Source organism: Ruegeria sp. BHSA118, from assembly GCF_059613405.1.
Map to the genome: position 1 here is coordinate 58,770 of NZ_JBXWSM010000007.1, position 21,629 is coordinate 80,398.

Sequence of the window (21,629 nt, forward strand, 5' to 3'; positions counted from 1 at the left end):
CCGCGCGAAGTTCACACAACAAATGAGGAGACGCTCATGACAATCCAACAGATTTCCAGCTTCGCGGCCGGTGAATGGGTTTCGCCCGGTGCGGGTGCCCGCAATATTGCAAGCGCGGTCACCGGCGAGGTGATCGCCACGGCCGGCAACAGCGCGTTGGATGTGCCGGGGATGCTGGACTATGCGCGCAATGTCGGCGGGCCGGCGCTGCGGCAGATGACGTTTCACCAGCGGGCCAAGATGCTCAAGGCGCTGTCCGTTCATTTGGGTCAGCACAAGCAGGCAATGTATGACCTGTCTTTCAGCACAGGCGCCACCCAGTCCGACCACTTGATCGACATAGACGGTGGTATCGGCACGATGTTCGTCTTCGCTTCGAAAGGTCGCCGCGAGATGCCGGATGGATATGTGTATCTGGACGGTGAGGTTGAGCAGTTGTCGCGCAACGGCACCTTTCTGGGGCAGCATATCTGCACCCCGTTGCATGGGGTGGCGGTTCACATCAACGCGTTCAACTTTCCCGTCTGGGGGATGTTGGAAAAGCTGGCTCCAACACTTCTGGCAGGCGTTCCGGCCATCGTAAAGCCAGCAACGAACTCGTGCTATGTCACCGAACTATGCGTCCGGCTGATGCTGGACTCCGGCATTTTGCCTGCTGGCGCGTTGCAGCTGGTTTCGGGTGGTCTGGGCGATATGCTGGACCGTCTGACCATGCAGGACGTGGTCAGTTTCACCGGATCTGCGGAAACGGCTTCGAAACTGCGTTCCAACCCGGTGATTCTGGAGAATTCAGTTCGTTTCGTGGCCGAGCAGGACAGCCTGAACTGCTCGATCCTGGGCCCTGATGCCGAGCCTGGAACGCCGGAATTCGATCTTTTCGTCAAAGAAGTCCAGCGCGAGATGACCACGAAGGCTGGGCAGAAATGTACGGCAATCCGCCGGATCATTGCCCCAGAACCTCAGGTGCAGGCGGTGATCGAAGCCCTGTCCGTGCGATTGGCGAAAACGGTCATCGGCGATCCGCGGCTGGAAACCACACGCATGGGCGCGCTGGTTTCGAACGGTCAGAAACGCGATGTTCTGGAAAAGGCGGCAATCATCGGGCAGGAAGCCGAGCGCGTTTTCGGCAACCCTGACGATTTTGAGGTTGATGGAGCGGATGCCGAAAAAGGCGCGTTCCTGCCGCCGATGTTGTTTCACTGTGCCAATCCGGATGCGGCCCGTCGCGTCCATGACACCGAAGCTTTTGGCCCGGTCAGCACGGTGATGGGGTATCGCGATCTTGACCATGCGATCGAACTGGCGAATCGCGGGCAGGGGTCGTTGGTGGCATCGGTCATAACCCGTGACGCGGATGTGGCACGGCACGTTGCCCTGGGGGCCGGGGCTTATCATGGGCGGCTGTATTTCAACAATCGCGACTCGATGAAGGAATCCACCGGCCACGGCTCTCCGCTGCCGCATATGGTTCACGGCGGACCCGGACGCGCTGGTGGCGGCGAGGAGATGGGCGGTGTGCGTGGCGTCAAGCATTACATGCAGAGGACAGCCATTCAGGGATCGCCCGATCTGCTGACCGCGATCGGGAACAAATGGGTTCCCGGCGCAACCGAAGTCGAAGGGCCCGCCCATCCGTTCACGCGCCGGTTCCACGAGCTGGCGATTGGCGAGACCCTCCACACGGCGCCCCGTACAATCACGATGGAAGACATCGAACACTTTGCCAATTTCACCGGCGATACGTTCTACGCGCATATGGATCAGGCAGCGGCGGAACGGAACCCGTTCTTCCCGGGCCGTGTGGCCCATGGGTATCTGCTTTTGTCATTTGCAGCCGGATTGTTTGTTGAACCCAACGAAGGCCCGGTTCTGGCAAACACGGGTCTTGACGGGTTGCGATTCATGAAGCCCGTCGAGGCGGGTGATACCATCAAGGTGCGGTTGACGGTCAAGGCCAAGACCAAGCGGAACGAAGAATACGGCGAAGTCCGCTGGCATGTCACCCTGACCCAGCAGGATGATGAAATGGTCGCGGAATATGAGCTGTTGACGATGGTCGCCTACTAGGTCGGGAACCCATTGAATTCGGCAGGTCAGCGTGTTCACGGTTCGAAAAACGAGCTGTGAACATGTCTGATCTCTGGGATACGCGCCAGAATCCAGGGTCGCAAGCTGTGCTGGTTGCCTGCGAAACACACCCAGCGGCGCACTCGCGTCAAGATCACGTTCGACAGGATCAAGGGCTGGCGGCGCGTCGCAACCCTGTGCGACCGGGGCTCAAAGGTCCTCTCGCCCGCGCTGCCATGAGTTGGCTGGAATCCTTATCCCAGCGCCCGTTAAACATGCACCTCAACCTGAGTTTGCAGATTGGCCGGGCGCGTTCTATCCGGGCGGAAAAACGGCGGTCTTTTTTACTGTTCCATAGACAAAGCTGGTATCGATCGAAGCAATCCCACCGATCGGATGAATTCTGTTTCGAATGAATTCTTCATATGCCTCGAGATCCGATACCAACACCCGCAACTGGTAGTCCATCGCCCCGGTCAGCACGTGGCATTCAAGAACTTCGTCGATCATCCGAACGCGTTTTTCGAAATTCTGTACGTCCGTTTCATTGTGCCGCTCCAACCGGATACGCACGAAGACGGTAATGGCCATCCCATACGCGGCAGCGTCAACGTCGGCGCTGTATCCCTTTATCACTCCGTTGGCTTCAAGGTTTTTGACCCGGCGCAAACACGGTGACGGGGACAGGTTCACTTCGTCGGCAAGGTCCTGATTCGTAATGCGCCCGTCCCGCTGCAGCGCCCGAATGATCTGTCTGTCTTTATCGTCCATTTCAACCTTAAACTTGGCAGAATCTGCCAATATAGCCACGCAAGTTGGCATAATTCGCAACCATTAGCCCAAAGTAAAGGTGCAAACTGGCGTCAGCTTGAAACAGGAGCTTGCAATGACTCGTTCAACCGGATTTGCCACCCGCGCCATTCACCACGCTTACAATCCTCTGGAAAATGACGGCGCCCTTACCCCACCGCTGCATTTGACGTCCACGTTTACCTTTGAAACCGCAGAGGCAGGTGGAGAGATGTTTGCCGGTGAACGCGCAGGTCATATCTACAGCCGTATTTCGAACCCCACGTGCGACCTTCTTGAACAACGCATTGCCGTGCTTGAAGGGGCCGAGGCCGGGCTTGCCCTATCAAGCGGCATGGGGGCGATTACGGCAGTGCTCTGGACCCTGCTGTCGCCAGGTGACGAAGTCATCGTGGACAAAACACTCTATGGCTGCACCTTCGCCTTCATGCGCCACGGTCTGGCAAAATGGGGGGTCACGATCACCCATGTCGACATGACAGACCCAGAGAACCTGAAAGCCGCCGTTTCTGACAAAACCCGCGTTGTCTATTTCGAAACTCCGGCCAATCCGAACATGCGTTTGGTGGACATCGCCGCCAGCGCCGAGATCGCGCATTCGGTCGGTGCAACGGTTGTCGTCGACAACACCTATGCCAGCCCCTACCTGACCCGCCCGATCGAGCACGGGGCGGATATCGTTCTGCATTCTGCCACCAAATATCTCGGTGGGCATGGCGATGTGGTGGCCGGGCTGGTTGTCGGGTCCGCCGAACAGATCGCTGAGATCCGCCTTGTTGGGATGAAGGACATGACCGGCGCGGTCATGGCCCCTTTCAACGCGATGCTGATCCTGCGTGGTTTGAAGACACTGAACCTGCGTCTGGATCGTCATTGTGACTCTGCCAAAGTCGTTGCGGACTTCCTCGAAGCGCACCCCGCCGTCGGTGAGGTTTATTTCCCCGGGCTGAAAAGCTTTGCCCAGCACGACGTCGCGCAGCGGCAAATGTCCCAACCCGGCGCCATGATCGCGTTCGAGATCAAGTCCGGCCTGTCCGGTGGGATTGAATTCATGAACCGCCTGAACATGATCCAGCGCGCGGTGTCCTTGGGCGATGCCGAAACGCTGATCCAGCACCCAGCCTCCATGACCCATTCGACCTATACCCCGGAAGAACGGGCCGAGCATGGGATCAGCGATGGTTTGATCCGTTTGTCCGTCGGGCTTGAGGATGTCGAAGATATCCTCGCAGACCTGGAGCAAGCTTTGCCTTACCCTGCCCGCAGCGCCGCCTGAACCCGGAGACCGCCATGCACATTGATCCCACCCAGTTGAAGATCGTTGAACAGCGCCTGCTATGGTTGTCGCATTGGATGATCCACCATGCCAACCACATCCGGCCAAAGGTGGATGGGATCAAGGTTGGTGGCCATCAGGCGTCGTCTGCTTCGATGGTGTCGATCATGACCGCGCTCTATTTTTCGGCCCTGCGCCCTGAGGACCGGGTGGCTGTCAAACCCCATGCCTCGCCGGTTTTCCATGCGATGCAGTATCTCATGGGCAATCAGACCCGAGAGAAGATGGAGAATTTCCGCGGATTTGGCGGTGTGCAAAGCTATCCCAGCCGGACCAAAGATATCGACGACGTTGATTTTTCCACCGGCTCGGTGGGTTTGGGTGTCGCGATCACCTCGTTTGCCTCGATCATTCAGGATTACATCAAGGCCAAAAGCTGGGGCTCGGATGCTCCGATGGGGCGGATGGTGGCCCTTGTAGGCGACGCCGAACTGGACGAAGGCAATGTGTATGAGGCTTTGCAGGAAGGCTGGAAGAATGATCTGCGCAATACATGGTGGATCATTGACTATAACCGGCAATCCCTGGATGGCATCGTCCGTGAAGGGCTGTTCGAACGGATCGAGAAGATCTTCGATGCGTTCGGTTGGGATGTCGTGCGCGTGAAATATGGGGTTCTTCAACGCGCGGCCTTTGAAGAGCCCGGCGGAGACCGCCTGCGTGATTGGATAGACGCTTGCCCCAACCAGGATTACTCCGCTTTGACTTTCATGGGTGGTGCGAATTGGCGACAGCGCCTCATGGACGATCTGGGGGATCAGGGGGATGTGACCGCTCTGATCGAACGGCGAACGGATGCAGAGCTCGCAGCGCTTATGGAGAACCTCGGCGGCAACTGCGTCGAGACCATGGCCCAGACATTTGCCGCTATCGATCATGATCGCCCGACATGCTTCCTGGCCTACACAGTCAAAGGTTGGGGTACCCCTATTGCAGGCCACAAGGACAATCACGGCGGACTGATGAACAACAGCCAGTTCGCCGCGTGGCAATCGCATATGGGCGTGCCAGAAGGCGAGGAATGGGAACCGCTTGCGACAGTGCAGGACCCCGCCGCATTCAAGAATTTTCTGGCCAAGGCACCGTTCTTTGCCAAGGGTCCGCGCCGCTATTTCGATGACAAGCTGGATGTGCCACGGATCGAGGTCGACACCAGCCGTGAAATCTCGACCCAGATGGCGTTTGGCAAGATCCTTGATGATCTGTCAAAAGGTGAAGGCCCGTTGACCGAACGCATCGTGACAACCTCTCCGGATGTCACCGGCACGACGAACCTGGGACCTTGGGTGAACAGGCGCAAGCTGTTTGCCCGATCCACGCAAGCCGACGCTTTCATCGAACATCGTATTCCTTCGACGGCGAAATGGGAGTTCACGCCGGAAGGGCAGCATATCGAGCTTGGCATCGCCGAAATGAACCTCATGTTGCTTCTAGGAGCGGCGGGTCTGTCGCATTCCCTGTTCGGTAAGAGGCTGATCCCAATTGGCACCGTCTATGATCCATTTGTCAGCCGAGGCCTCGATGCGTTAAATTACGCCTGTTATCAGGACGCGCGTTTCATGCTGGTTGGCACACCTTCGGGTGTCACACTCGCGCCAGAAGGTGGAGCACACCAATCCGTTGGAACACCGCTCATCGGGATGAGCCAAGACGGGTTGGCCGCTTTTGAACCCGCCTTTGCTGATGAACTGGCGGTGATCATGGAATGGGCCTTCGACTACCTGCAACGCGACGGCGAAGGACAACCGGACGAGCGCACATGGCTGCGCGATGAAACCGGCGGTTCCGTCTATCTGCGTCTGACGACCAACCCGATTGAGCAGCCCGGCAAACGCGTGGATGACGAGTTTCGTCAAGGCGCCATTGACGGGGCCTATTGGTTGCGAAAACCGGGACCCAATTGCGAAGTTGTAATCGCCTATCAGGGCGCGGTCGCGCCCGAGGCAATCAAGGCCGCCGGTATCATCGGCGAGGGCCGTCGCGATGTCGGCGTTTTGGCCGTGACGTCCGCAGATCGGCTGAATGCCGGCTGGACAGCCGCACAACGCGCGCGGTCGCGCGGCAACCCCGCCGCACTTTCCCACATCGAAAGCCTGATGTCCGGCCTGCCGGCGCATTGTAATCTGGTCACCGTGATTGATGGGCATCCTGCAACATTGTCGTGGCTGGGCGCTGTGCGCGGTCATCAGACCATTCCGATGGGCGTCGAACATTTTGGCCAGACGGGAACGATCGGTGATCTCTATCGTCACCACTGTATTGATGCCGATGCCATCATCGAAAAAGTGAATGGCTTGACCCGGGGCAGAGTACTTCTTCGGGCAACGGGGGCTTGAGATTGGGTCAACAGGATCAGGAACGAACCCGCTCGGACTCTTGTTTGACCCATGTCGCATCGACGACGGTCATGTCATCGAAATGATCGGCGCGATTGTGCGTGTCCGGGGCGGATATCCGTCCTCCAAAGGCAGTTATCTGCCGGCAAAATGTTGAATTATGTTCCCGCGTTGATCCAGTATTGACGCGGCCCGGCCCTGGCGGTTGCGTCAGGGTCTGACCTGTCAGGGAGTTCCTTTACGGGAAGCTTTTCGGCGAAAATGCCCGTTTTCCAGTCTATACAACCGGGTTGGCAGCCGGTAAGGGGCTGTCTTTACCCTTGGATGATCCGCTGATCGCAATTCCGCACAGCGCCTATCACCTGGCCGATACAAAGAACCACCACCGTGAAACAAACCATTGCAGATGCGCTGGCGCGCAAGGGCTATGATACATTGACCCAGGTTCAGCAAGCCGTCACCCAGCCCGAGCTGGAAGGGCGCGACATGCTGGTGTCGGCCCAGACCGGATCAGGAAAGACCATTGGGTTTGGCCTTGCGATAGCGCACAGGGTGCTGGGCGACGAAGAAACGTTCGGCAAGCCCGAAGCGCCGTTGGCGCTGGTTGTTGCGCCGACCCGCGAGCTGGCACTTCAGGTGAAGCGGGAACTTGGCTGGTTGTATTCCGGCGCGGGTGCGTTTCTGGCCTCGTGCGTCGGGGGCATGGACATTCGGGATGAGCGTCGCGCGTTGGCCAGAGGTGCCCATATCGTTGTGGCCACTCCGGGGCGACTTCGCGACCATATCAATCGAGGTTCAATCGATCTGACAGCTATCCGTGCGGTTGTCCTGGACGAAGCGGATGAAATGCTGGATCTGGGGTTCCGCGAGGATCTTGAGTTCATCCTTGATGAAACACCCGCAGATCGTCAGACTTTGTTGTTTTCTGCCACTGTGCCACGCGCAATTGCCAATCTGGCCAAGCGGTATCAGCGCGACGCGGTGCGTGTGAGCACGGTCGGTGAACAGACCCAGCACGCGGATATCGAGTATCGGGCCATGACGGTGGCGCCGCGTGATGGTGAAAACGCGATTATCAATGTGCTGCGATATTACGAGGCCCCCAATGCCATCGTTTTCTGCAACACCCGAGCGATGGTATCGCGCCTGACCGCGCGCCTGTCGAACCGGGGGTTTTCTGTCGTGGCCCTGTCCGGTGAGCTGACCCAGGGCGAACGATCCAACGCGTTGCAGGCCATGCGCGATGGACGGGCCCGGGTCTGTGTCGCAACCGACGTTGCGGCCCGTGGCATCGATCTGCCCAACCTTGACCTGGTGGTCCATGCCGAACTGCCCAACAGCCATGAAACGCTGCTGCACCGATCTGGCCGCACAGGTCGCGCTGGGCGCAAGGGCGTCAGCGCCCTGATCGTCGCGCCATCATCGCGGAAAAAGGCAGAGCGCATTCTGAAATTTGCCAAGCTGACTGCGGACTGGGGATCGGCCCCATCTGCCGATGAGGTGAACGAGCGTGATCAGGCTCGGATGCTGGCGTCGGAAGACTGGCAGGTCGAGATGACGGAAAGCGAACGCCCGTCTGTTGAAAACCTGATTGCTCGATTCACGCCCGAACAAATCGCAGCCGCTTACCTGAGGCAATACAAATTGCGCCATTCCGCACCGGAAGAGCTGTCGGCGGTCGATCAGACCACCCCAAAACCACGCGCATCCTTTGGGCCCGGCGTCTGGTTTTCATTGTCCGAGGGGCGCAATCAGAATGCGTCCCCCCGTCATATGCTGCCGATGATCTGCAAGGCGGGCGATCTGACAAAAGATGACATCGGTGCCATCCGGATTGCCGAGGACGTAACTTATTTCGAAATCAGTGAGGGAAGTGTCGACCGCTTTCTGACCTCCATTGGTCCAGAGATGAAAATCGAAGACACCAAAGACCTTGTGCGGTTGGAAAAAGCACCGGACCTGTCGTCAACCGGTCGGTCCGGTCTCAAAAGAAAGTTCAAAGGCGGACCTTCGGAACACAAAAAGGAAAACTCTCCGGCTGAGCGGAAAGCCCATCGCCGCCAATCCAAGCCCGAGGTTCAGCCCGCCGAGACTGTGCGCGCGACCGAAACCCGCCGGGCGTCGGATGACGACGCAAAAAGCCAGTTCAGGGCCTCGGGCGCAAAGCCGAAAAAGCGCAAGCCCGGCAGCGTTGAACAAAAGAGCGGTCGCTCCAAACCAGCCGGAGACGCGCCGAAAGGTCCGCCGCCGCCGAAGGGCAAGCCAAACAGCAAAAAGAACCGTGCACGCGCGGCGGCCGCCAAATCCGCAAAGGGTGGCAACGCTGTTCCAAAACGTCGCAAACCCGGACCCAAGGGCAGTTGATTTCCGGCACGCGCAAGGTCTGTCCGCTGGGCTATGGCAAGCGACCAGGTGCCGTGGATTTCTGTCACGACATACACATCTGCTTAACAGTTGCGTGATTTTTCGGGGTTGGAGCAAACTAAGCTTTGCTCTTCTTGCGATCTCAACCGAATACTGTGGTACACGACATTCTTTTCGGGGTTTTCATGCGGTTCAGTGTCGGCATTGCAGTATCTATGCTGGTCGCCGTATCCATCGGCGTGTCGACCTTTGTTGTTCATTCGTTGTGGTGGACGACCGCGCGTGACAACAGCCGCATGCTTGCCGCTGAGATCAACAGCCAGATTGCAAACGCGGTCCGCATCGAAGTCGGGGCAACCCTCAGATCCGCCGAAGCCGCTTGGTCGGCGGTGCGCACGATCTTTGTACAGAATGTCATCGCAACACGGCAGGCCGATAAACGAGAGTTCGTGTTTCTGTCTCAGTTGCAGGCGCAGCCGAATATTTCCTGGATTTTCTTCGGTTGGCCGGACGGCAACTTTTTCGCGTCGCACCGGTTGGGCGACAGCGGGCTTGAGATGATAGAGATCGACAAGGCCATCCGCGACCGGAACCTGCGAACCGATCGATACATATTCATACCTGGGGATATTCAGTTCGAGGAAAGGACCTTTGTTCCGACCTCCTATGATCCTCGCGATCATGCCTGGTTCAACAATTTTATGTCTCTGAACTCGATGGGATGGATCGAAGCACGCGATCTTCCGGGAAGTGACAAGACCGTATACGCATTTGCGGGGCCGATCGAAGTCAACCGGGCACGGCAAGGTGTCCTTGCGGTCGCAATCGAAACCGACCGTTTGTCACGCTTTCTGGCGACGCTCGAGCCCGGCGAATTTGGAGCCGCCTTTATTCTGGATGCCGATGGCAAAGTAATTGCTGTTCCCGACGCAAAAGCGGACGAAGTTACACCGGCGCGCATGGGCGAGGGTGAGCTGTACGAGGTCGCCAAGATCTCGGGGGAAAAACTGTTGGGCGACCCGGATGGCAAGACTGCGGGCAGTTCGACGAAACGCGTGGTGATCGATGGCGTCCCTTATGCGGTGGCCCTGACACCTTTGGGTTTTTACGGGTGGCGCGTCGCTACGGTCATTCCGGAGGCGGCGTTTTTGTCGGGTATCGATGCAACTTTGATAGATCTGATCTATATCCTGATCGGGGTCGTGATCGTCTCAACCGCTCTGGCGATCTGGCTGATCCGTCGAATTGTGGCCAATCCTCTGGCGCGGATTGCGGAGGATCTGAGCAAGATCGAACGCTTCGACGTGGAACGCATTCCACGCCGGCCGTCAAACCTGTCCGAGCTTGCCAATTTGTCTGCGGCAACGGCCAGCATGGCCGCAGGATTGTCCGCGTTCCGAAAATACGTACCGACCGATCTTGTGAAGATGCTGGTCGCTGAGGGCATCAAAACGCAGCCCGGTGGCGACATGAAGCAGATATCCGTGTTGTTTTGCGACGTGACCGGATTCACCGGGTTGTCGGAAAAACTCGGCCCCAAAATCATCCAGTTGATGGAACCTTTTTTCTCGGCGGCCGCGGCAGCCGTCGCGCGCCATGACGGGACGATCGACAAATTCATGGGTGACGCGGTCATGGCGATCTGGGGTGCGCCGCGTAAGGATGCCCTCCATGCCGAAAATGCCTGCCGCGCGGCGCTGGATCTTGTCGCGACCGTGGAAGATGCGGGCATCGAGGACGAGGCCGGAAATTCCCTGCGTGTCAGGATCGGGTTGAACAGCGGTGAAGCTCTGGTTGGCAACATTGGGTCAGAGCAGCGGTTGAACTATACGGCAATCGGCGACGTCGTGAATGTGGCCAGCCGGTTGGAAGGGGCCAACAAGGAGTACAGCACGCGCATTCTGATCGGTCCCGAGACCCGGCGCGAAGCAGGCGACGCAATTGTCGTCCGAGAGCTGGACACGCTTGCGGTTTTTGGCCGGACCGAGGAACTGGTGGTCTATGAGCTGATTGCGATGGCCGACAGTTTTGAAGGATCCTTTGATTGGATCGAGACATACGAACAAGGTCTTGCGCATTATCGTTCCGGTCGGTTCGAGCAGGCGATAGCTGCGTTCGAGGCCGCGAATAAAATGCGGGGCGGGGACCCTGTGTCCGTCGCCATGAAGCTGCGCGCAAACAAGCTTTTGACCAACCCTCCTTCACGGGATTGGCGCGCGGTTACGCATACGAACAAGACGTGAGAGTGCAGGCAATGAGAGCATGCTAACAGCACCCATGAACAGAAAGGTCTGAGTGCCCGGCAGAGGGTTTCGGGCCGTGGTATCGATTTCGCAGCGAAGATGAGAATGAGATCCGGAAATCAGGGTGCAACGGTAGAAAGAGTCTTCAAAGATTTCCGCAGAAAGACACTGTTGACATTAGATTTTGTATTTTGGATACATTGGGCAGAGAGATCGCAACGACCTGTGCTGTCACTGAATGCTCTGGCGACAAAGAGCCATGCGATTGTCTTTCAAAGTCCTTTTCTGGGAGAAAATCATGAAACTCAAACTTCTGGCCGCAACCACTGCGATCGCCCTGACGGGTGCCGTGGCGCAGGCAAATACACTTGTATATTGTTCCGAAGGGTCGCCGGAAGGGTTTGATCCTGCGCTGTACACCGCGGGGACGACCTTTGATGCGTCTTCACATCCGATCTACAATCGGTTGCTTGAATTTGAAACGGGCACGACCAATGTGGTCCCCGGCCTGGCCGAAAGTGTCGAAGCCAGCGATGATGGTCTGGAATACACTTTCAAGCTGCGCCAGGGTGTCAAGTTCCATTCGAACGACGAGTTCACGCCGACCCGCGACTTCAACGCGGATGACGTGATTTTCTCTTTCATGCGTCAGAAAGACGAAAACCACCCTTATAATCAAGTGTCAGGCGGAACCTGGGAATATTTCCAGGGTATGGGGATGCCGGATCTGGTCTCTTCTATCGAAAAGATCGACGACTACACGGTGAAATTTACCCTGTCCAAGCCCGAAGCGCCGTTTGTCGCCAATATGGCGATGGACTTCGCCTCGATCGTGTCGGCGGAATACGCTGCGGCAATGATGGAAGCCGGTACGCCGGAAAAACTGAATACGGCACCCATCGGCACGGGACCTTTCTCGTTCGTGGCTTATCAAAAAGACGCGGTGATCCGTTACGCGGCCAATGATGCGTACTGGAAAGACCCGGCACAGGTCGAAAACCTGATCTTTGCCATCACACCGGATGCGTCTGTGCGCTATCAAAAGCTGAAAGCAGGCGAATGTCATGTGATGCCCTATCCGAATCCTGCCGACATTCAGGCAATGAAGGATGATCCGGACATCAACATGCTGGAACAAGAGGGCCTGAACGTTGGTTATCTGGCCTACAACACCACGATGGCGCCATTCGACAATCCGAAGGTGCGCAAAGCGCTGAATACAGCGATCGACAAGCAGGCGATCATCGACGTGGTCTTCCAGGGCTCGGGTCAGGTGGCCAAGAACCCGATCCCGCCTACCATGTGGGGCTACAATGACGCCATCGTGGACGATCCCTATGATCCCGAAGCGGCCAAGGCGATGCTTGAGGCCGAAGGTGTTTCAGACCTGTCGATGAAAATCTGGGCCATGCCCGTCCAGCGCCCCTACAACCCCAATGCCCGTCGCATGGCCGAATTGATCCAGGCGGATTTCGCCAAGATCGGTGTGGGTGTCGAAATCGTCTCGTACGAATGGGGTGAATACCTGTCACGCTCGAAGGAACTGAACCGGGACGGTGCCGTTCTGCTGGGCTGGACCGGCGATAATGGTGACCCGGACAACTTCCTGGCCGTTCTGCTGGGCTGTGACGGGGTCGAAGCATCGAACCGGGCGCAATGGTGCCACCAGCCATTCGAGGATCTGATCCTGAAGGCCAAGCAAAGCACGGATCAGGCCGAGCGGACCAAACTGTATGAAGAAGCGCAGGTTGTGTTCAAAGAGCAGGCTCCGTGGGCAACTATCGCGCATTCGGTCGTTTACATGCCCATGAGCAACAAGGTGCAGGGCTATAAGGTGCACCCTCTGGGTGGTCACATCTTCTATGGTGTGAGCGTCGAGTAAGCCACCACTCACTCACCGGAGCTGCCTGTTCGGCGGCTCCGGCTTTTTAATTGAGGAGGTCGGCCTGAATGCCGGATTTGTCCGAATACCGCCAATTGGCAATGGATATGTCAGTGGACGCAGTGGCCCTGGTGCCCGGTCCGAATTTCACCCGCGCATTGGGCAAATCCTTCATGAGCCACGAGCGCCCTTTTGTCGTGGTGATTCCGACCCTGGGTGATCCGGCGGCGATCGTGCCCAATCTGGAACTCGCGTCATGGGATCTGGTCGGATTTGACGGTGCCGTGTTCGACTGGCGCGATCAGACCGGCTATGACGGTGCATTTTCCGCGCTGGCAGCGCATCGTCCGATCAGATCGTTGGCTGTCGAAGGTCAGGTGATGCGGGTTTTCGTGTCAGACGCGTTTACCCGCGCAATTCCGGGTCTGCGGATTGTGGACGGCGAACGCGAAATCTCAGGCCTTCGCATCATCAAAACCGAAGAAGATATCGCAGCGCTGCAAGCGGCCATAGATATATCGGAACGCGCGTTGGAGCGTGTGATTGCAGGTGTTCATGCAGGTCAGACCGAAAAACACGTTGAGCAGGCGCTGATTCAGGCGCTTTTTGCGGAAGGCGCCGAGACGCTGGCCTTTTCCCCCATCGTGGCTGCGGGGGACAACTCGGCACGACCGCACGGCAAGGCGCGCGCCGACTACCGGATCAAGACAGGCGACGCGTTGCTGTTCGACTTTGGCGCTCGAAAACATGGTTTCGCGGCCGACATCACGCGAACTTTTTTCGTTCAGGACGTCACGGACGAAGGCCGGGACGTCTACGACACCGTTTTGCGCGCCAACAAAGCCGGGTTCGAAGCCTGCCGCCCCGGCGTGACAGCGCATGACATCGACGATGCCGTCACAGGTGTGCTTGAGGCCTCGCCCTTTGCCGATCGTATCCGAACCAAGACAGGTCACGGTCTGGGCCGGGATGTGCATGAGGCGCCGTATATCATGCGCGGCAACAGTCAGAAAATCCTGCCGGGTATGGTCTGGACCAACGAACCCGGCCTGTATGAATTGGACAAGTTCGGCGTTCGCATAGAAGATGACGTTCTTGTCACCGGGGATGGCTGTCGGTCACTGACCCGCTTTCCCAAAGAACTTACTATCATAGGTCGCTGATGCTTGGCTATTTCCTCACCCGTCTTGGCCTGTTTGTTCCGACATTTCTGGGCGTGACGCTGATTTCGTTCATGTTCATCCGGGTGCTGCCCGGTGATCCGATCATCGTGATGGCCGGTGAACGCGGCATGACGGAAGAACGTTATCAGGAAATGGTCGAAAAGCTGGGTTTCGACAAGCCGGTGTTGCAGCAGTATTGGGATTACCTCACCGGAGTGCTTCAAGGTGATCTGGGCGAAAGCTTTGTCACCAGAAAACCCGTATGGGATGAGTTCTTTTCGCTGTTCCCCGCAACGCTGGAGTTGTCTCTGTGCGCCATGATCTTTGCCGTTGCGCTGGGTCTGCCGGCAGGTGTGATCGCGGCGGTGAACCGAGGGAAGTTCTTTGACCGGGCGCTGATGTCCTCGGCGCTGGTCGGGTACTCGATGCCCATCTTCTGGTGGGCGCTGCTTTTGATCATCATATTCTCGGGCAATCTGGGCTGGACACCGGTCTCGGGCCGGATCGACCTGTTGTATTACTTTCCCAGCGTCACGGGCTTCATGCTGATCGACAGCCTGTTGTCGGGTCAGGACGGGGCATTCGGATCGGCCGTGCGCCATCTGATCCTGCCGACGATTGTGCTGGGGACTATTCCGCTGGCGGTTATCGCACGCCAGACCCGGTCGGCGATGCTGGAAGTTCTGGGCGAAGACTACATCCGCACCGCGCGCGCCAAGGGTTTGTCACCTTCGCGGATCAATGGATTGCACGCGCTGCGAAACGCTCTGATTCCGGTTGTTACGGTGATCGGCCTGTCGGTGGGCACATTGCTGGCGGGGGCCATTCTGACCGAAACCATTTTCAGCTGGCCGGGCATAGGAAAATGGATGGTCGACAGCATCTTTCGCCGTGACTACCCGGTTGTTCAGGGCGGATTGCTGATGATCGCGGTGATCGTGATGCTGGTGAACCTGCTGGTCGATGTCCTTTATGGCATCATCAACCCCAAAATTCGGAGGCGGTGATGGCCGAATTATCCTCAACCCCGCCCAGAACGGAAGACCGCCCCAGCGCCCTGCGCGAGTTCTGGTATTACTTCAGTGAAAACCGTGGCGCTGTCATCGGGCTTTGGGTTTTTGCAGCCTTCGTGTTTTGTGCCGCCTTTGCGCCCCTTCTGGCCCCCTATGACCCAACCGAACAGTTCCGCGATCATATCCTGCAACCGCCTGCTTGGCAGGAGGGCGGAAGCTGGGCTTACCCGTTGGGTACCGATCCGCTGGGTCGGGACATGCTGTCGCGCCTGATCATGGGCTCGCGCTATTCCTTCTTTGTCGGAATCGTCGTCGTTTGTGTGGCCGTGTCGGGGGGCGTGATGATTGGCCTGCTGTCGGGCTTTGCTCCCAAATGGGTCGATACGCTGATCATGCGGGTGATGGATATCGTTCTGGCCTTTCCGTCGCTGCTGTTGGCACTGGTGCTGGTGGCCATCCTTGGCCCGTCGCTGACCAACGCGATGATTGCCATCGCCATCGTTTTCCAACCCCACTACGTGCGCCTGACCCGCGCGTCGGTTCTGGCGGAACGTCAGAAGGATTATGTCACATCGGCGCGTGTGGCCGGTGCAGGCAGGTCACGGCTGATGTTCATCACCGTGCTGCCCAATTGTCTGGCACCCATCATCGTACAGGCGGCGTTGTCCTTTTCGACAGCGATCCTGGATGCGGCGGCCTTGGGTTTTCTGGGCATGGGCGCGCAGCCGCCCACCCCGGAATGGGGCACCATGCTGGCCGAAGCGCGCGAATTCATACTGCGCGCCTGGTGGGTGGTCACCTTCCCCGGTCTGGCGATTCTTGTCACCGTTCTTGCCATCAACCTGATGGGTGATGGCCTGCGTGATGCGCTTGACCCGAAACTGAAACGGAGCTGATCGCATGAGCCTTTTGCAGATCCGCAACCTGACTGTTGAATTCGCCACGGCCTCGGGCAAGTTCCGCGCCGTGGACGGTGTCGATCTATCGGTCGACAGGGGCGAGCTGCTGGCCATCGTGGGCGAAAGCGGCTCGGGCAAGTCGGTGTCGATGCTGGCGCTGATGGGGTTATTGCCCTGGACCGCGACGATCACCGCTGACGAGATGCGTTTTGAGGGGCTGGATCTGGCCGGTCTTTCGGCCCGCGAGCGCCGCAAGATCATCGGCAAGGATATGGCAATGATCTTTCAGGAGCCGATGTCGTCGCTGAACCCCTGTTTCACGGTGGGATTCCAGATCAAAGAGGCCCTGCGCATCCATCTGGGAATGAACCGCAAAGACCGCCACCAGCGCGCGATTGAGCTGTTCGACCAGGTCGGCATCCCGGCCCCGGAAAGCCGTCTGAACACCTTTCCACATCAGTTGTCAGGGGGCATGAACCAGCGCGTCATGATCGCGATGGCCATCGCCTGCAAGCCCAAGCTGCTGATTGCGGACGAACCGACCACTGCGCTGGATGTCACCATTCAGGCGCAGATACTCGACCTGCTGGTTCGGTTGCGGGACGAACACGATATGGGCCTTGTACTGATCACACATGACATGGGGGTGGTGGCCGAAACCGCCGAACGGGTTCAGGTGCAATATGCCGGGCAAAAAGTCGAAGAACAGCCCGTGCGTGGATTGTTCCGCACGCCGCGCCATCCCTATACATCCGCCCTGCTGAGTGCTTTGCCCGAGCGCGCGACCTCAAAGATCCTTCCGACGATTCCCGGCGTTGTGCCGGGCCAATTCGATCGCCCCGCAGGGTGCTTGTTCAGCCCCCGATGCCGGTTTGCTGATGCAACTTGCGCTGAAATACCGCCGACCCCCCATGCCGACGCCTTCGGCAGGGCACGTTGTCACCACGTAGAGAAAATTGCGGCCGGAGAATTGGCATGACCGACCCCATCGTTCAGGCGAAAGATCTGACCCGTTTTTACACGGTGAAGGGCGGGTTGCTGTCCAAGTCAGCGACGGTAAAGGCCCTTTCGGGGGTGGATTTCGAACTGAAACCGGGAAAGACTCTGGCCATCGTCGGAGAGTCCGGCTGTGGCAAGTCAACATTGGCGCGATTGGTCACGATGATTGAAGAGCCGACGTCGGGCAGGCTGATGATTGATGGTGTCGACATTACCCCGTCGCGGTGGAGCAAGATGCGGGAAACGGTGCAAATCGTGTTCCAGGATCCTTATGGATCACTGAATCCACGTCAGCGCATCGGCCAGATCCTGCAGGAACCGCTGATCATCAATCGTCCGGACATGTCCGCCGCAAACCGCGAGACACAAGCGCGCGACATGATCGAGATGGTGGGATTGCGGCCCGAGCATTATGATCGCTATCCACATATGTTCTCTGGCGGGCAGCGTCAGCGTATCGCCATTGCACGCGCGCTTATGCTGAATCCCAGGGTCCTGGTTCTGGATGAGCCGGTTTCGGCACTGGACGTCTCGATCCAGTCGCAGATCCTGAACCTGCTTGTGGATTTGCAGGAACGGCTTGACCTCGCCTATCTGTTCATTTCGCATGATCTTTCCGTGGTCCGGCATTTCGCTGACGACGTGATCGTCATGTATCTGGGGCGCGCTGTTGAAAAGGCGCCCAAAGAACAGCTGTTCGCCGCGCCGCGTCACCCCTATTCCAAGGCGTTGCTGTCCACGACGCCCCGGGCCGACCCCACGGCCCAAAAAGAACGGATCAAGCTTGAGGGCGAACTGCCGTCGCCAATGAATGTTCCAATAGGTTGCGCCTTTGCGCAAAGATGTTGGCTGGCAACTGATCAGTGCAGGGCAACATTGCCTGAACTGGCCGGAGAAACGCATCAGGTCGCGTGTCTGTATCCTTTGTAGTGCAAGAGGATTCCCGTGTTGGTGTGAGGCGGTGGCAAACAGGGCGGCCTGAACAAAAGCGACGGTGATTTCTTGTGGGAGAACCACCCCGCCAAAGCGCTGGTAGGAGTGGCGCGCCAGCGTGAGCGACCATGCCACATGTTTGTGCCGGTACAGCCGATGAACGCCATCTTCGAACCCGCGCGAAAGACAGGACCGTTCATTTCCCCAGATGCGGTCCGAGCGGCCCATATCCCTTGGGCGGCTTGGGCCTGACTGTTTCGTTGCACGGGCGCGCGTGACCGGTACAAACCGCCCCTATCCCGAACGGGCCTTGCCCCGGGAAGGGAGGCATGTGCCGGACCGAATGCAGGGGCTACTCGGCCACTTCCGCCGAGGGTTCGTGTTTCTTGAACTGCTGATCGAACAGGTTGCGGAAGCTTCCGTTCTTTTTCATCAACTCGTCCAGATTACCCTGTTCCACGATCGAGCCATCCTGAACCACGATAATCTTGTCCGCTTCCAGAACAGTCGAAAGTCGGTGCGCAATGACAACGACGGTCACGTCCTTTGTCAGGGTGTCCAGAGCCTTTTTGACAAGCGATTCCGATTCAGCGTCCAGCGCGCTTGTGGCCTCGTCCAAAAGCAGGATCTCGGAATTTCGCAGTATTGCGCGTGCAATCGCAATTCGCTGTTTCTGACCACCTGACAGGAAGGTTCCGTTTTCACCGACTTGCGTTTCATACCCTTCCGGCAGGTCCATGATGAACTCGTGCGCATGTGCGGCTTTGGCCGCGGCAATGACCTCTTCCTCGGTTGCGTCAGGCGCCGAGCAGCGCAGGTTGTCCATGATCGACGTCGAAAACAGGAACGTATCCTGACCGACATAAGAGATTTTTTTTCGCAGGGACGCAAAGCTGACCTCGCGCAGATCCTGGCCATCGATCTCGACGCTGCCCTGATCAGGATCGTAGAACCGCATGATCAGCCCGAATATCGTAGACTTGCCACCGCCGGACTGACCGACAAGCGCGGTGGTCTTGCCGGCCTCGAACGTGACATTCATGTTTTCGATCACAGGTACGGCACCCTGATAGCCGAAAGTCACTTCGCGCAGCGTGATCTGGCCGGGGCCTTCGATCAGGTCATGGGCTTCGGGGCTTTCCACCATCGTGTCGTCCTGATCCAGCAGGCCGAACAACATGCTGATACCAACCATGCAGGTTTCGATCTGAACGCGCATTTTCGACAGCCGCTTGGCAGGTTCATAGGCCATCAGCAACGCTGTGATAAAGGACATCAGCTGGCCCGCACTGGGTTGTTCCGTGCCCGCGATTCCCATCGTGCTGACCACTAGTACACCCGCCACGGCGAGGCCGGCCAGAAACTCCATGAGAGGGCTGGCAATGGACTGCAACTTGGCGATGTCGTTCGACCGCTGTTCAACTTTGCGGATTGCCGTGTCCATGCGGTTGATCATACGGTCTTCGAGAGAGAAAACCTTGATGACCTTGATCCCTGCCGATGTCTCTTGCAGCACCCGAATGATTTCCGCCAGCGACTTGAACTCGGCCTGCATGATCGTGCGTACACTCTTCAGCAGATAGCGAACACCCAACAGGGCAATCGGACCCACGACAAAGAACAAGACGGACAGAACGGGCTGCTGATACACCATGACCGCAACCAGCCCGACCAGAGTCAGGGCGTCGCGGACAAACCCGGTGACCAGCACATCGATCAGGTTTCTGGCCGCCTGCGCACCATGGGTGGTGCGCATCAGAAGGTCCGACGATTCATTGGTCGAAAAGAACGAGACCCCATGTCTGAGCAGTTTTCGGTAAACCTTGTCCTGCTGTTCCGCCACGATCCGATTGCCTGCGCGGGCGAGGTAGATAGCCTGAATGTAGGATGCGACCGCCTTGACCAGAAACAGAAGGACAACCCCCAGCGCAATGACATGTGCCCAACCCTGCAAATCGGGGCTGGTCATGGCATCGACAATGTATTCCATCATATATGCGGAGCCGGCCGTGGTGACCGCCACGGCAATCATTGCCAGAACCGCAATACCATACAGTTTGCCTTGCGCGTAAAAGCTTTCACCTACAAGGCGGCCCATATAGCCTGATCGCCACTTGTTCCAGGCGCGCTTTATCATTGCGTTCTCCAAATCGTGAAACTGTGCGCACGCTCAGTTAACCTATATTTTGTCGGGCCTAAAGGACAGATGCCAAGCTGCGGCACAGCGGCCCATCCCGACTGTCTGAGCTGTACGCCCGCTAAATAATGGCTGGTTGACGATCGGACAAGAGTTGGAAAGCGCAAGGACAACCGCGATTTGCCCTTTTGTACGGGCGCAGGCAGGGTTGGTGGCGCGACAGGATTCGCAAAATAACGCCGTAGAACACGGGCTGTTTTGCCACAAATGAGTCGTATGTCCGGCATGAACCCGCTGACAGAAGGCTGTATCTCCTGACTTTGAACACGTGTTGATCCGAAAACCAGACAGGGAACGGACACAAGTATCGTGTCCGATCCTGTCCGGGCCCGGTTGTTTGAAATCGAAATTCAGCGCAGCGGCCAAGCCTCTCGGGTGTTGCCGTCACCCCTCTTCCTGCAAATACGCAAGAAGGTTAACAATATCTTCGTTCTTTTTCAGACCGCGAAACTGCATTCGATTGCCCTGAAGATACCCTTTGGGATCCGTCAGGAACGCGCTCAGGGTCTCATGCGTCCAGACGATGTCGGAACCTTCCAGCGCTGTCGAGTATTTGAACCCTTCTGCCTGACCGGCCTTTGTGCCGAGAATACCGTGCAGGGACGGGCCAACACCATGGCTGCCTTCTTTCAATTTGTGGCAGGCACTGCATTTGCGAAACACCTTTTTGCCCGCCGTCGCGTCCCCCTGAACGTCTGCGGCAGCAACAGCCTCTGTAGCTTCCGATGCCATCGCGGCCTGCTCTTCATCCGTGTGAAAGATCAGCCGGGCAGTAATTGGTACCGTTCGGGTGATGCCGGGCAGGCTTGCCAATTCCATAAGCTTGTCCACGCCAGCGTTGACACCGGCGTTTTCCGTGCTGAGAAACACCATGTCGTGCGTTGAAACAAGCACTGACGTCTCGGACAAGCGCGCGACGAACATTTCCGCGTCAAACTCAACGTCCGTGCCGGCCAGCGAAAGCACGGATGCAGCATCCACAGTGGTGGTTTCACCAACGGCCAGCCCTGAAACCTTTGCCATGTCGAATTCGGCCGTAAGGCGCGCAGTGGGTGCCTGGCGGAAAACAAACTCGATCATCCGTTCGTTGCGAATATCTATGTTGGTCTCGACCGAGGACAGGTCGATCTCGATTTCGGCCACGCCATCCTGCGTCACGTGTCCGCTCAGGCTGGTGAAGCTGTTGACCTCGCCCACCGCGTTTTTCTTGATCGTTCCATAGGCCAGATGCGAGCGGTCGGACTCCAGTGTCCAACCCGCTGCCCAAATGGGTGTTGCAACAATTGCCGACGCAAACGTGACTGCCTTCAACAGAAGTTTCATTTCTTTCCTCCGCGGTTTATGTCAGTTTTGGCCCTGCGGGCCGGGTCCGTTTCTGACAAACACA

14 protein-coding genes are annotated in these 21,629 nt (G+C 57.8%); 11 read left to right on the plus strand and 3 right to left on the minus strand.

Annotation, left to right across the window (positions count from 1 at the left end; translation table 11 throughout):
- Positions 1 to 36: 36 nt before the first annotated feature.
- Positions 37 to 2,067, plus strand: coding sequence for a phenylacetic acid degradation bifunctional protein PaaZ (gene paaZ, locus AC2FNN_RS04025; RefSeq protein WP_496756771.1), 2,031 nt, complete (start codon positions 37 to 39; stop codon positions 2,065 to 2,067).
- A gap of 315 nt (positions 2,068 to 2,382) precedes the next feature.
- Here the strand turns inward: paaZ and AC2FNN_RS04030 are convergent, their stop codons facing one another.
- Positions 2,383 to 2,838, minus strand: coding sequence for an Lrp/AsnC family transcriptional regulator (locus AC2FNN_RS04030; RefSeq protein ID WP_496756772.1), 456 nt, complete (start codon positions 2,836 to 2,838; stop codon positions 2,383 to 2,385).
- A 115-nt stretch (positions 2,839 to 2,953) separates the two neighbouring features.
- Here AC2FNN_RS04030 and AC2FNN_RS04035 point away from each other — a divergent pair, with 115 nt between their 5' ends.
- From AC2FNN_RS04035 to AC2FNN_RS04080, 10 genes are all read left to right on the plus strand, one after another.
- Positions 2,954 to 4,153 carry a methionine gamma-lyase gene (locus tag AC2FNN_RS04035; protein WP_496756774.1) on the plus strand — a complete coding sequence of 400 codons (1,200 nt, stop codon included), beginning with the start codon at positions 2,954 to 2,956 and terminating at the stop codon, positions 4,151 to 4,153.
- A 14-nt stretch (positions 4,154 to 4,167) separates the two neighbouring features.
- Positions 4,168 to 6,549 (plus strand): thiamine pyrophosphate-binding protein, encoded by a 2,382-nt coding sequence (locus AC2FNN_RS04040; RefSeq protein WP_496756776.1) that lies wholly within the window; start codon positions 4,168 to 4,170, stop codon positions 6,547 to 6,549.
- Positions 6,550 to 6,936: 387 nt separating this feature from the next.
- Positions 6,937 to 8,913: a DEAD/DEAH box helicase gene (locus AC2FNN_RS04045; protein ID WP_496756778.1), complete on the plus strand. Its 1,977-nt coding sequence runs from the start codon at positions 6,937 to 6,939 to the stop codon at positions 8,911 to 8,913.
- Positions 8,914 to 9,098: 185 nt separating this feature from the next.
- A complete protein-coding gene (locus AC2FNN_RS04050; RefSeq protein WP_496756779.1) occupies positions 9,099 to 11,156 on the plus strand; it encodes an adenylate/guanylate cyclase domain-containing protein in 2,058 nt (685 codons plus the stop codon).
- A gap of 298 nt (positions 11,157 to 11,454) precedes the next feature.
- On the plus strand, positions 11,455 to 13,038 hold the full coding sequence (locus AC2FNN_RS04055) for an ABC transporter substrate-binding protein (RefSeq protein WP_496756781.1): 1,584 nt from the start codon (positions 11,455 to 11,457) through the stop codon (positions 13,036 to 13,038).
- A 68-nt stretch (positions 13,039 to 13,106) separates the two neighbouring features.
- The gene (locus AC2FNN_RS04060; protein WP_496756783.1) at positions 13,107 to 14,201 is read left to right on the plus strand and encodes a M24 family metallopeptidase; all 1,095 of its coding nucleotides are present in this window, start codon (positions 13,107 to 13,109) and stop codon (positions 14,199 to 14,201) included.
- The gene (locus AC2FNN_RS04065) at positions 14,201 to 15,208 is read left to right on the plus strand and encodes an ABC transporter permease subunit (RefSeq protein WP_496756785.1); all 1,008 of its coding nucleotides are present in this window, start codon (positions 14,201 to 14,203) and stop codon (positions 15,206 to 15,208) included. Before AC2FNN_RS04060 ends, AC2FNN_RS04065 begins: the two co-directional genes overlap by 1 nt.
- Positions 15,208 to 16,110 (plus strand): ABC transporter permease subunit, encoded by a 903-nt coding sequence (locus AC2FNN_RS04070; protein ID WP_496756787.1) that lies wholly within the window; start codon positions 15,208 to 15,210, stop codon positions 16,108 to 16,110. The genes AC2FNN_RS04065 and AC2FNN_RS04070 overlap by 1 nt, the downstream gene beginning before the upstream one ends.
- A gap of 4 nt (positions 16,111 to 16,114) precedes the next feature.
- Positions 16,115 to 17,092 (plus strand): ABC transporter ATP-binding protein, encoded by a 978-nt coding sequence (locus AC2FNN_RS04075; RefSeq protein ID WP_496756789.1) that lies wholly within the window; start codon positions 16,115 to 16,117, stop codon positions 17,090 to 17,092.
- On the plus strand, positions 17,089 to 18,042 hold the full coding sequence (locus AC2FNN_RS04080; protein ID WP_496756791.1) for an ABC transporter ATP-binding protein: 954 nt from the start codon (positions 17,089 to 17,091) through the stop codon (positions 18,040 to 18,042). Before AC2FNN_RS04075 ends, AC2FNN_RS04080 begins: the two co-directional genes overlap by 4 nt.
- 355 nt (positions 18,043 to 18,397) lie before the next feature.
- On the opposite strand, the gene AC2FNN_RS04085 is transcribed toward AC2FNN_RS04080, so the two are convergent.
- Positions 18,398 to 20,182, minus strand: coding sequence for an ABC transporter ATP-binding protein (locus AC2FNN_RS04085; RefSeq protein ID WP_496756793.1), 1,785 nt, complete (start codon positions 20,180 to 20,182; stop codon positions 18,398 to 18,400).
- 444 nt (positions 20,183 to 20,626) lie between these two features.
- On the minus strand, positions 20,627 to 21,565 hold the full coding sequence (locus AC2FNN_RS04090; RefSeq protein ID WP_496756795.1) for a c-type cytochrome: 939 nt from the start codon (positions 21,563 to 21,565) through the stop codon (positions 20,627 to 20,629).
- Positions 21,566 to 21,629: the final 64 nt, after the last annotated feature.

What these genes read in the sequence shown, in the direction of transcription:
- paaZ (WP_496756771.1), top strand. Translation starts at nt 37, where the DNA reads ATGACAATCCAACAGATTTCCAGCTTCGCGGCCGGTGAATGGGTTTCG.
- AC2FNN_RS04030 (WP_496756772.1), bottom strand. Translation starts at nt 2,838, where the DNA reads ATGGACGATAAAGACAGACAGATCATTCGGGCGCTGCAGCGGGACGGG.
- AC2FNN_RS04035 (WP_496756774.1), top strand. Translation starts at nt 2,954, where the DNA reads ATGACTCGTTCAACCGGATTTGCCACCCGCGCCATTCACCACGCTTAC.
- AC2FNN_RS04040 (WP_496756776.1), top strand. Translation starts at nt 4,168, where the DNA reads ATGCACATTGATCCCACCCAGTTGAAGATCGTTGAACAGCGCCTGCTA.
- AC2FNN_RS04050 (WP_496756779.1), top strand. Translation starts at nt 9,099, where the DNA reads ATGCGGTTCAGTGTCGGCATTGCAGTATCTATGCTGGTCGCCGTATCC.
- AC2FNN_RS04055 (WP_496756781.1), top strand. Translation starts at nt 11,455, where the DNA reads ATGAAACTCAAACTTCTGGCCGCAACCACTGCGATCGCCCTGACGGGT.
- AC2FNN_RS04060 (WP_496756783.1), top strand. Translation starts at nt 13,107, where the DNA reads ATGCCGGATTTGTCCGAATACCGCCAATTGGCAATGGATATGTCAGTG.
- AC2FNN_RS04065 (WP_496756785.1), top strand. Translation starts at nt 14,201, where the DNA reads ATGCTTGGCTATTTCCTCACCCGTCTTGGCCTGTTTGTTCCGACATTT.
- AC2FNN_RS04070 (WP_496756787.1), top strand. Translation starts at nt 15,208, where the DNA reads ATGGCCGAATTATCCTCAACCCCGCCCAGAACGGAAGACCGCCCCAGC.
- AC2FNN_RS04075 (WP_496756789.1), top strand. Translation starts at nt 16,115, where the DNA reads ATGAGCCTTTTGCAGATCCGCAACCTGACTGTTGAATTCGCCACGGCC.
- AC2FNN_RS04080 (WP_496756791.1), top strand. Translation starts at nt 17,089, where the DNA reads ATGACCGACCCCATCGTTCAGGCGAAAGATCTGACCCGTTTTTACACG.
- AC2FNN_RS04085 (WP_496756793.1), bottom strand. Translation starts at nt 20,182, where the DNA reads ATGATAAAGCGCGCCTGGAACAAGTGGCGATCAGGCTATATGGGCCGC.
- AC2FNN_RS04090 (WP_496756795.1), bottom strand. Translation starts at nt 21,565, where the DNA reads ATGAAACTTCTGTTGAAGGCAGTCACGTTTGCGTCGGCAATTGTTGCA.